At 42.7% G+C, this 7,634-nt stretch carries 6 protein-coding genes; 1 reads left to right on the top strand and 5 read right to left on the bottom strand.

Features of this window, described 5'->3' with window-relative positions:
• Window positions 1-305: 305 nt before the first annotated feature.
• From DWX73_RS08885 to DWX73_RS08865, 5 genes are all read right to left on the bottom strand, one after another.
• Window positions 306-1,232 (bottom strand): DUF4268 domain-containing protein, encoded by a 927-nt coding sequence (locus tag DWX73_RS08885; RefSeq protein ID WP_118348457.1) that lies wholly within the window; start codon window positions 1,230-1,232, stop codon window positions 306-308.
• 208 nt (window positions 1,233-1,440) lie between these two features.
• Window positions 1,441-2,835 (bottom strand): 23S rRNA (uracil(1939)-C(5))-methyltransferase RlmD, encoded by a 1,395-nt coding sequence (rlmD, locus tag DWX73_RS08880; protein ID WP_118348456.1) that lies wholly within the window; start codon window positions 2,833-2,835, stop codon window positions 1,441-1,443.
• A gap of 87 nt (window positions 2,836-2,922) precedes the next feature.
• On the bottom strand, window positions 2,923-3,864 hold the full coding sequence (locus tag DWX73_RS08875; protein WP_118348455.1) for a 3'-5' exoribonuclease YhaM family protein: 942 nt from the start codon (window positions 3,862-3,864) through the stop codon (window positions 2,923-2,925).
• A 20-nt stretch (window positions 3,865-3,884) separates the two neighbouring features.
• Entirely contained in the window at window positions 3,885-4,370 is a 486-nt protein-coding gene (locus DWX73_RS08870) for a PDZ domain-containing protein (protein WP_118348454.1), read from the bottom strand.
• An 89-nt stretch (window positions 4,371-4,459) separates the two neighbouring features.
• Window positions 4,460-5,116 carry a hypothetical protein gene (locus tag DWX73_RS08865; protein WP_118348453.1) on the bottom strand — a complete coding sequence of 219 codons (657 nt, stop codon included), beginning with the start codon at window positions 5,114-5,116 and terminating at the stop codon, window positions 4,460-4,462.
• Between the two features lie 126 nt (window positions 5,117-5,242).
• Between DWX73_RS08865 and DWX73_RS08860 the strand changes: the two genes are divergently transcribed.
• Window positions 5,243-7,621 carry an endonuclease MutS2 gene (locus tag DWX73_RS08860; protein ID WP_118348452.1) on the top strand — a complete coding sequence of 793 codons (2,379 nt, stop codon included), beginning with the start codon at window positions 5,243-5,245 and terminating at the stop codon, window positions 7,619-7,621.
• Window positions 7,622-7,634: the final 13 nt, after the last annotated feature.

Here is a 7,634-nt window from a genome sequence, read left to right as displayed (position 1 = left end):
AAAAAATAAGAATCTCCTGTAGAAAATCAGGTATAAAAACACTGATTTCTACAGGAGATTCTTATTTTAAGATTTAGAAGCTAAAAATCGGTATTAACCGACAGCCCCTTTTTGTCTGCTCAAAATATGATACTTCACTAAAGAATTATATCACCGTTTTTACTTGTTTTCAATATATTATGTGATGTTTCTTGATGTTTGGTGATGTTTTAAACAAAGACACCATAATAAAAAAGCCGAGAGCCAGAAGAATACCTCTAACCCTCGGAATGTTATACTTTCAAACTGTCTCAGTATTCACTTGTTTATAAGTATTTCTTGAAGGCGTTTTTCATCTTCAAGGCAACGTCCATCGCCCAATCGAACTGTTCAGACCACTTATCCTTATTATCAAAATCTGCCGGATGGGATATAAGGATTCTGCTGGCTTTCTTGTCCGGCAATTCTCTCCAGTCAAGTTTCATATCCATATCCGTTTCAATTTCCGTCTTATGGGAATGAAACTTATGGAACAGTTCTTTATCATCGGAAATATACCACTCTACAACAATCTGGTTATCCTTGCGAATCTGATTGATGCTGATATGACAAGCAGAGGAGCCTACGCTCATAGTCATCCAATGGTCTGTGCTTGCCTTTCTCTTATTGAACTGCTTTGCAAATGCATGGTTTTGGAATGCATAATCATTGAAGGCAACCCAATAATCATATCTCGCTTGCAGCGTAGGGGAATTACTGGTGTTACGCTTGATTTCCTTTGTCCAGTCATTTGGCTTTTCTACCACTTCAAATTTAACGGCAATGTCAGAACTGCCGATTTGGTAGAGTTTGATTTCTACAAGGAAGAAAGCAATATTCTCATCGGTGTGATTATTGAGCCACTCAATTGCAGAGCGATGTTCTTCTCTTGCTCTCTTTACAACCCAAATTACGATATCAGCAGATTTCCCGGATGCATATGTAATCAGCTTGCCCAGGTGGTCATGGTTCGTATCCTCAAGCTGATTCTCGATGATGATTTTTCTGTCCGTTCCGGTTTCAGTTGCGTAGATATCCACATTGAAGTCACCAACACTGGACTCCGTCTCATCAACGGTTATCTCTAATCCAACAGCATCTGCCAACAGGGTAAGATTATCCTCTTCCGCAAGCCAAGGAGTGAAGTCTAATGCCTCATGCGGCCATACCTTTCGCAAATCTTTTATTTCTTTCAGTTTTCCTAAATTAATCAACTCTATTCCTCCTTGCCGTGCAATTAACCATTCTATCAACTCAACAATAGGCAAAATCATCTTGTCCACTCGACTTTGCCTATTTTCAACCTGTCAACTCAACCTATCATTTTCGCCATAAGCCGAGTGTTAAATCTTCCGTTTCACAGCCATCAAAACAATATGCCATTTGCACGGAAATGCCTTATTTTCAAGCCTTTTTCGGTATTCAGTTCTGTACTTTTGACATCAAGACTACGCACTCGACGTGCACTGTCATTGGAAACATATCTACCGCCTGCACTTTCTCCAGCTGATATCCTTCCCCGCACAGATACTTCAGATCCCTTGCCAATGTCGCAGAGTCACAGCTCACATACACAATCCGTTCCGGCTTCATATCAACCATCGTTCGAAGCAGCGACTCTTCACAGCCTTTCCGCGGCGGATCGACTACGATCACATCGGCGTGTGCTGTCTCGCCCTTATGCTCTCTTTCGTAAGATGCATAGTATTCCGGAAGCACTTCTTCTGCTTTACCCACATAGAATTCCGCATTTCCCATCTCGTTAAGTTTGGCATTTTTTCTGGCATCCTCTACAGCCTGCGGGACAATCTCAACGCCATATACCTGTTTTGCCTTCTGTGCAAGGAAGAGTGAGATTGTTCCGATTCCACAATAGAGATCCCACACTGTCTCGCCTCCGCTCAAGCCCGCATATTCCAGTGCATAACCATATAATTTTTCTGTCTGAACCGGATTGACCTGATAAAAAGAAAGCGGAGAAATCTGGTATTTTACATTGCCGATATAATCTGTGATATACGCCTGTCCTGCCAGCACCCGTATCTCTTTTCCCATAATGACATTTGTATTTTCCCGGTTCACGCTGAGACTAATGCTTGTCATTCCGGAAATGGTCATAAGTTCTGCGACAAGTTCTTCTTCATGGGGAATCCTGTTTCCATTAACAACAAAGCAGACCATGATTTCTTTTGTTGTAAATCCATAGCGAATGAGTACATGACGAAATAGACCTCGCTGCGTTTGCTCATCATATGCAGACAAGTGATATTTCTTCATAAATGCCAGAAGAATCTGAAGAATTTTCTCATTTTCTTCTACCCCAAGCATACAATCCAGATTAGAAATGATCTGATGCGTACGCCCTGCATAGAAACCGGCTACAGGATTTCCCTCTTTATCCTGTCCAATCGGGAACTGAGCTTTATTCCGGTAATGAAACGGATGCTCCATCCCGCAGATAGGCTCCATAATCGTTTCAATTCGTTCCTCTGCAAATCCTCCCAGACGTATGAGATTGTTTTTTACTTTATTCTGCTTGAAGCGAAGCTGTTCTTCATAAGACATCGCCTGAATCTGGCATCCTCCACACTGTCTTGCCACCGGACAAGGAGGCGTAATGCGATTTGGGGACGGCGTAAGAATTTTCATTAATCTTGCATATCCATAATGTTTCTTTGCCTTCATAATTTTAACTTCAACCACATCTCCAATGACTGTATCTTTTACGAAAAGTGTATACCCGTCAATCTTTCCGATTCCTTCTCCTCCAACACCGATGTCTTCTATTGTAACTGTTACTATTTCATTTTTATTCATTGATTTTCCCCTGCTTCTTTCTAGTTCCTGTTCATATGTAACAGAAAAGGAACAAACCTTTCGCCTTGTTCCTTCTACTTTTCCTTTTTAAATGCTCGTCTTTCTTAAATTCGATTCAAATAATCTGTTATAACCAAGCCAGTCATTTGTCTGCTTATCTTTAAATAATTCTTTCAATGTCTGGAATCTTGCATCGGTACAGTCGGCATGATATAGCGCCAACGCCTCAGCCAGCGCCGGCTTTTTCGGTGATCCATATTCCAATTCACCGTGATGAGCCACAATGCAATGTTTTAATTCATTTGCCAGCGTCTCCGGAAATCCCGGAATGCTGCGCACAGCATCGCTTACCATTTCTACACCGATCACAATATGCCCGAGAAGCTGTCCTCCGTCTGTATAGTCATTTTCCGGAAATGCTGACAGCTCTTTTGTCTTACCGATATCATGATACAGGGCTGCCGCATACAACAGGTCTTTATTGAAGATGCTGTAGGAATGAACATAAAATTCACACATTTTCACAATACTGAGTGTATGTTCCAACAGTCCTCCCGAAAATCCATGATGAATACTCTTAGCTGCTGAATGTGCTTTAAATTTCTTGATAAATGCTTCATCTTTTACAAAGTAATATTCTACTGCCTGGCGCAGATATGGATTTTCAATCTGCTTTACATAGCTTAGCAGCTCATTATACATCACATCAACACTATTCTCGCTTGTCGGCATATAATCAGCCGGATTATATTCTCCTTCTTCTGCTACTCTGAGCTGACGGATATTCAGCTGAAGGTTGCCATTATAACTGATGACATCACCAAATACTTCTACGAAGTCCATCTCATCATAATCTGCCACTCCCTGAGAATTCGGATCCCAGATTTTTCCGTCCAGCATACCTGTCTTATCCTGCAGATTCAGTGTATCATATGGTTTGCCGTTTCGTGTTTCTGCAGAACGTTTTGATTTACATAAATAAATATTTCTAATGGTTTCTCCTTCATGGAGTGTATTAATATAGCGCATAGTTTTTCCTCTTCCTGTCTTTATTCTTTGCTTGCAACTGTCACTTCATATGTAATATCTACATACCCGTCTGCGCCAGCCCGCTTCACACCAATGCGGATTTTTGCATCCGTTCTATAAGTTAAAATCTTTGTTTTGTAACTTGCCAATGTCTGAATCTCGTCTCCGTCAACAGATACAATGATATCGCCGCTTTGAATTCCCGACTGCATTGCCGGCGAATCTGCTTCTACTTCCTTAACATAAACTCCCATTGGAATCTGTTTTGTCTCCTGAACAGCTTTCGGAATGTCTTCTCCGTGGATTCCTACATAAGGTACGCCGCTGCCATTGAGCAAAAGTTCTATCTGTGATTTAATCTCTGAGATTGGATAGGCAATCAAATTACTTCGGCTCGTTTCATCAGCCGCCCGGCATGTGATTCCCACAAATTCGCCATTCACATTAAAAAGAATTGCCGAACTGTTTTCATTCGCTCCGATATCGCTCTCAAGAATTCGGCACATCCCATCTGCTTTACATATCTGGGACTGTGTGGAACTGACTACTCCATAGGCCAGTCCGTCTTTCGTGCCAAATGGTCTTCCGAGGGCAATCAGCCATCCCCTCTTCCAAGTAGATTGGAGTTACCATAAACAGCAAAATTCGTATACGTCCAAACAGTATCTGACAGCAATGTCTTGCTGATTCCAACCACTGCCAGTCCGAGATTATCATCTTTTTTCTTTAACACTGCCTCATATTCTTTGTCATCCGGAAGCGTCACTGCAATCGTCTCTTCTGAATTTCCAAATAAGATCCCTTCTGTCAAAACAAGTATTTCTCTCCCATTGTCTGCCAGTACAATACCTGCTGCCGCCTGGTAAGACTCATCCAGCCATTCATCTCCTGCCGGACGTACGGTTACCTGAGCTACAGATTTTGACGCTGTGCGGGAAACATCATACACAGCCCGGTTCAATTCCCGTACATTGTTAATATCAAGGACTGCTGTCTTATCTTCCTGCTCTTCTTCCTCTTGATTCTGCGGATTCTCTTCTTCATCATCCGGAGGCACAACTACTTTTTGGGGACTATTCTCGAATCTCTTTTCTGCCCATGGTTTTAGTCCGTAAAAAGCTATACAGGCACAAATTCCAAAAAGAATCCCTGCCCCTGCGATCAGACATGCCTTCTGCCATAAATGTTTCCAGTTAAATGGTTTGTCTTTAATTTTCTCTTTCAGAAAGGAATATTCATTTTTGTTCTCCATAGGCTATTACTCCTTTTCGACTCTTTTTATAGTATACATGATTGCAAATAAATGTTCAATACGGACATAATATTTCTGCTTTCCTTTCCGCGTCAAATAAGGTAGAATGTACTCAGGTGAGGAAATATGAATAAAAAAACATTAACAAAACTAGAATATTTTAAAATTATTGATATGCTGACAGAACTTGCCTCCTCCCCGGGCGGCAAGACACTGTGCCGTGAACTTTTACCGATGACAGATCTGGAAGAAATCCGGACTGCCCAGGAACAGACGGCAGCTGCATTTACAAGAATTATACGCAAAGGACGCATCTCTTTTGGCGGATGCACAATGATCGAAGATTCACTGAAACGTCTTGAAATCGGCGCTTCACTTGGATGCGGAGAATTGCTGCGGATCGGCAGACTCCTTGAGACCGCCAAACGTGCCAAATCTCTTGGCCGGCGGGATACTGTTGATGACGCGACAGACTGCCTTGATATTTATTTCGAGAAGCTGGAACCTCTGACACCGCTTGCCATGTCGATTTCTTCCTGTATCATTGACGAAGATGAAATCAGCGATGATGCAAGCAGCACGCTGAAACAGATCCGAAGAAATATTAACCGGGTCAATGACAAGATTCATTCTACCCTCGTACATCTTGTGAACGGTTCTATGAAGTCTTATCTTCAGGATAGCCTGATCACAATGCGTGGAGATCGTTACTGTATCCCGGTCAAAGCTGAATACAGAAGCCAGGTAAGCGGTATGATTCACGATCAATCTTCTACAGGTTCTACTCTTTTTATCGAACCAATGGCTGTTGTCAACTTAAATAATGACTTAAAGGAACTCTATATAAAAGAGCAGGAAGAAATTGCTGTCATTCTTGCCCGCCTCTCAGAAGAGGCCGGAGGATATGTGGAGGAACTGCGTCTTAACTATCGGATTCTGACTGATCTGGATTTTATTTTTGCCAGAGGGCAGCTTGCTGTTAACATGAATGCAAGTCTTCCTATTTTCAATGAAGAAGGACGTATTCATATCCGTGAGGGACGTCACCCACTGCTTGATAAGAAAAAAGTGGTACCGATTACCGTGCGGCTTGGAGAAGATTTCGATCTTCTGATTGTTACCGGACCAAATACCGGCGGAAAAACAGTTTCCCTAAAGACAGTCGGATTATTTACACTAATGGGACAGTCAGGACTTCACATTCCGGCACTGGCACGTTCTGAGCTTGCGCTTTTTCATCAGATTTATGCAGACATTGGAGATGAACAAAGTATCGAGCAAAGTCTCAGTACATTTTCTTCCCATATGACAAATATCGTTTCCTTTTTGGGGGATGTGGATGAACAGTCACTTGTTCTCTTTGATGAGCTGGGAGCCGGAACAGATCCTACAGAAGGAGCCGCATTGGCAACTGCAATTCTTTCCTATCTGCACAACCGGGGCATCCGCACAATGGCCACAACTCATTACAGCGAACTGAAAGTATACGCGCTTTCTACCCCTGGTGTAGAAAATGCCTGCTGCGAATTTGACGTTGCTACCCTTCGTCCAACTTATCATTTATTGATCGGTGTTCCGGGAAAGAGTAATGCCTTTGCAATTTCCAGCAGACTCGGTCTTCCTGACTATATTATCGAAGACGCCAGAAAACATCTGACAGAACAGGATGAATCTTTTGAAGATCTCCTGACGAATCTGGAAGACAGCCGCCGTACGATCGAGAAAGAACAACAGGAAATTAACACCTACAAACGCGAAATTGAATCTCTGAAAATGCAGATGCAGACGAAACAAAAGAAACTGGACGAACAGCGCGAACGGATTCTGCGGGAGGCAAACGAAAAAGCCTCTGCTATTCTGCGGGAAGCGAAAGAAGTTGCAGATGAAACGATGAAGAATTTCCGCAAATTCGGCAAAGAGAACATTTCTGCGGCTGAAATGGAACGGGAGCGGGAACGTCTGCGCCAGAAGATTTCCAAAACTCAGTCGCCGCTTGCTATGAAAAAAGCAGCGCCTGCAAAGAAACATAAGCCGGAAGATTTCCGTCTGGGAGAAACGGTGAAAGTACTTAGCATGAATCTGACCGGAACGGTAAGCTCAAAACCTGACGCCAAAGGCAATCTCTTTGTCCAGATGGGAATTCTCCGTTCACAAGTTAATATCAGTGACCTGGAAATTATTGAAGACCAGAATGCATATCAGCCAAAAAAGAAATCCCATACTTCTACCGGCAAAGTAAAGATGGGCAAATCACTTTCTGTAAGGCCGGAAATCAACCTTCTTGGGAAAACTGTTGACGAAGCTATTGCTGAACTTGACAAATATCTGGATGATGCCTACCTGGCTCACATTAATCCGGTCCGCATCGTACACGGCAAAGGAACCGGCGCGCTCAGATCCGGCGTACACCAGTATCTGAAACGCCAGAAACATGTAAAATCTTACCGGCTCGGCGCCTTTGGCGAAGGAGATGCCGGTGTTACCATTGTAGAATTTAAGCAGTAATTTTATAACACAC

Origin of the sequence: Coprococcus sp. AF21-14LB (assembly GCF_003458885.1) — a bacterium.
GTDB lineage: Bacteria > Bacillota > Clostridia > Lachnospirales > Lachnospiraceae > UBA9414.
Note: the sequence above shows the minus strand (reverse complement) of the source record. Positions and strands in the feature narration are given on the sequence as shown.